The sequence below is a fragment of the Calditrichota bacterium genome, assembly GCA_013151735.1.
Lineage (GTDB): Bacteria > Zhuqueibacterota > JdFR-76 > JdFR-76 > BMS3Abin05 > BMS3Abin05.
Genome location: JAADHR010000069.1, coordinates 1 through 3,384 on the forward strand (window position 1 = coordinate 1; position 3,384 = coordinate 3,384).

General features: G+C 44.9%; 4 protein-coding genes. 2 read left to right on the top strand and 2 right to left on the bottom strand.

Translation table 11 applies throughout. From position 1 onward, the window contains the following. A partial coding sequence (locus GXO76_04820) for a hypothetical protein (protein NOY77173.1) occupies positions 1–471 on the bottom strand: 471 nt, incomplete at its 3' end. A 383-nt stretch (positions 472–854) separates the two neighbouring features. On the opposite strand from GXO76_04820, the gene GXO76_04825 reads away from it, so the two are divergent. Beyond that, positions 855–1,889 (top strand): AI-2E family transporter, encoded by a 1,035-nt coding sequence (locus GXO76_04825; protein NOY77174.1) that lies wholly within the window; start codon positions 855–857, stop codon positions 1,887–1,889. Positions 1,890–2,004: 115 nt separating this feature from the next. Next, a complete protein-coding gene (locus GXO76_04830; GenBank protein NOY77175.1) occupies positions 2,005–2,421 on the top strand; it encodes an OsmC family protein in 417 nt (138 codons plus the stop codon). 80 nt (positions 2,422–2,501) lie between these two features. Here GXO76_04830 and GXO76_04835 read toward each other — a convergent pair whose 3' ends face one another. Then, positions 2,502–3,287, bottom strand: coding sequence for a hypothetical protein (locus tag GXO76_04835; GenBank protein ID NOY77176.1), 786 nt, complete (start codon positions 3,285–3,287; stop codon positions 2,502–2,504). Between the last annotated feature and the right edge of the window lie 97 nt (positions 3,288–3,384).

Consider the following 3,384-nt stretch of genomic DNA (forward strand, 5'->3'; position numbering starts at 1 on the left):
CAGATTAATAGCAGCCTGCTTTTGGGTGACGTCGGATTCGAATCTGGAATTTTGAACTCTTAGTTTAGCGGCCTCGAGATTGTATTCGGCCAGTTTCAGTTGGTCGCGCAGTTGTTCCATTTTGAGCTTTTGACTCAGCTTTAACTCGCGCAAACTGGCCATCTTTTTTTGCAGCTCCCGCTTTTTGTCCAGTAAAACAACCTGCAGTTTGGCGGTATCAAATTTCAAAAGGGTGTCGCCTGTGGAAACGCGGCGTCCTTCCGGAATGAGGTAAAGGATTTGAAGGCTGTACTGCCATTCCATGGGGGAATCAAGGGAGATGGCCTCGCTCGAATGCAGCTCTCCGCTGAGTACGAGATCCGTAAAAAGGGTGTCCTTTCGAACCTTTTGAAAATGGGTTTCTGCTGAGGCTTGTGTCGATTTGGGGGGCGAAAAAAGTTCGTAGAAAAAGAGAAGAAAAAGCACGGCCATGAGAGAGAGGCTTAATTTTTTGTGGTGATACAAAAAATTGAATAAACGATTTAATAGTTTTTTTATGTGGGATGTTAAGAGACGCATGTCCATTTAGATTGTTTTTGATGTCAGGTAAGAAATGAAAAACAATTCACGTTATTCTGGCAGCAATTTTCTATTTAGACGAATAAAACGGCAAAAAGTTCGAATAAATTTTTATAAGGTGGGTATTTTCAGTAACGGAATAAATGAAAGCCCGATTTTCGCAATTTGAAGAAATTAAGCCGGTGGAAAATTCTTCTCGCTTTTGATGATGCTATTTTTTATATTTTAAAAGTTAATCTGTAAACGAAATAGGGTATTGGGTTGCAGATTTGCAAATCTTAATCGGGAGTATTTGAGTGAATCATTCAAAAATAACCGTCTCATTTTTGGGGATTTTGGTTCTGGTTGCTCTTGGGTTTGTGTTTTATTATTTGAGCAGCATTCTAAAGCCGTTTTTTGTAGCCGTTTTTCTTTCGATTTTGCTGGACCCTCTGGTGGAATGGTTGCGCAAAATTAAAATTCCAAAGGGAATTGCCGTTTTAATTGTTCTATTGCTCACCTTTGCTTTTCTGTTTCTCCTGGGAGTAATGGTGTACGCCAGTTTTAGCTCATTCTCAAATGAATTGCCCAAGTATGAGGCCAAATTCACGACTATGTTTCAACATATTTTGCAGTGGTTTAACATTCCGCTGGAAGACCTGAATTCCTATTTGAACAATGTCGATTGGCGGCGGGCCATTACCGGTCTCTCTCTGCCGTCCTACATTTCAAGCGGCATCGGCTCGTTTTTTCAATTTCTGGCCAATGTGTTTATCGTCCTGTTGTTCATGATTTACATCCTTCTCGGAAGGGATTCTTTTTACGACCGTGTCCGCCGGGCATTTGAATCTCAGGGAACGGATCGGGTGATGGTCACTGTCAAGAATATCAATGATCAAATCCAGGAATATCTGATTGTTAAAACGATCATCAGTCTCCTGACGGGAGTTCTGGCCACCGTGGTGCTGCTGGCTTTTGGGGTTGATTTTGCCCTGGTCTGGGGAATGTTAACCTTTATGCTGAATTTTATCCCCAACATCGGATCCACCATTGCAACCCTGCCGCCGATTCTGCTGGCCCTGCTTCAATTCGATTCTCTCATGCGGCCGCTGTGGATTACCATCAGCCTTCTTGTGATCCAGATGACCATGGGAAATTTTGTGGAACCCAAATTTCTGGGGAAACGCCTGGACTTAAGTCCCCTGGTGGTGATTTTATTCTTGATTTTCTGGGGCTATCTGTGGGGCATTGTGGGAATGATTCTGGCCGTTCCGATCGCCGCGACCATTAAAATTGTCACGGAAAATATTAAACCCCTCCGACCGATTAGTGTATTCATGAGCGGGGGATAGGGGCGGTGATTTCGGGCTGTGGACATTTTAATTGAAATTAAGAGAAAATCATATTATTTTTAACATCAATTTGTCAAAAGAAAAATGGTTTAAAATGATGTAAAGGAGAGCTTGAATGGGAGTGTATCTGAAACAGATTAAGGGAATTAGTTTTGCTGCAAAAGGGGATTCCAATCACTGGGTGGTGATGGATGGAAGTGAGGAATTTGGGGGACACAATGCCGGAACGCGCCCCATGGAAATGGTGCTTCTTTCTCTGGCGGGTTGCACGGGAGCAGATGTGGTGTCCATTCTGAAAAAGCGGCGGGTCAATCTTCACGACCTGGAAATAACGGTTGACTCGAAACGCGCCGATACCCACCCAAAGGTGTACACAAAAATTCATTTGCATTTTATTTTTCACGGGAAGGATTTGAATCCGAAAGATTTGGAAATGGCTATCAATCTTTCTCAAAATAAATATTGTTCGGTTACGGCCATGCTGGAAAAAACCGCAGACATTACACACGATTACGAAATTGTAGACGTGTAAAAATAATTATCCCGGATTTTCATATCCGGGAGATGAGGCGTGAAAACAGGCGCAGAATGTTCATTGATTCTGGGCCTGTTTTATTTAAGAACATAGCGGAATGTAATTACCCCTGCCACCGTTTTTTGGGGCTTGTTTTCCGGGATCGGATCAAACCGCCATTGCTGAAAGGCTTCAATTGTGACCCGTTCGAGAACAGCGTCCCCTTTCAGGATGGGAACAATGTCCGTAACCAGTCCGTTTGGAAGAATACGAAAGCGAAGTTTAATGATTCCCTCTCCGTGGTAGCCCTTCGGGTAAGTCGGAATAACCTTGGACAAGACGCGCCGTCTGGATGCTTCCCCTTCAATCTTGAATAAATGATTGGCTTCCTCTGAAGCTCCCGGGACAAGCGGGGGCGTTTCTTTTTGTTGATTGGATTCGAGATTGGCAGGGACGGGAAGACCCTTTTGACCCGTAACAGGGGTCTGTTGGGGCAAACCGGGAGGGAGTTCTTCATTTTGGGGATTCGTTTTTTCTTCCGGGAGAATGGGCGTTTCGCTTTGCACGGCGATTTTATTTTCTTCCTTTACGCGCAAAAAGGGTTCTTCCTCTTCACTCATCCGGCGTTTGGGGAGGCGGACGATTTCCTGCTTCGGAGTGGAAGTCGCTCGCTGGACAGCCGGAGGCGCGGCTTCTTTCTTGACCGGAAGCGTTTTTCCGCGTGTACGGCCGGGCTGTGAGCTGACGGCAGCCCCGACAAAGGACATCTCGACGTACTCGGGCACATTAAGGGAGGGACGGACCTGAATCAGCAAAAACAGCAGAATCAGCACCCCGTGAAAGCCTGCCGAAATCAGTAGTGATTTTTTGGAATCAATCGTCACGTAAACACAGTCCCGGTTTATAATAATGTAATAACGTTACACAGAGCGCCACAGAGGAATACTGCAAACGCTCTTCTATTCTCCGTGGTTCTCTCTT

Bases quoted from the DNA above. Each gene is read 5' to 3' on its own strand.
- GXO76_04830 (NOY77175.1), top strand. From the start codon at position 2,005: ATGGGAGTGTATCTGAAACAGATTAAGGGAATTAGTTTTGCTGCAAAA.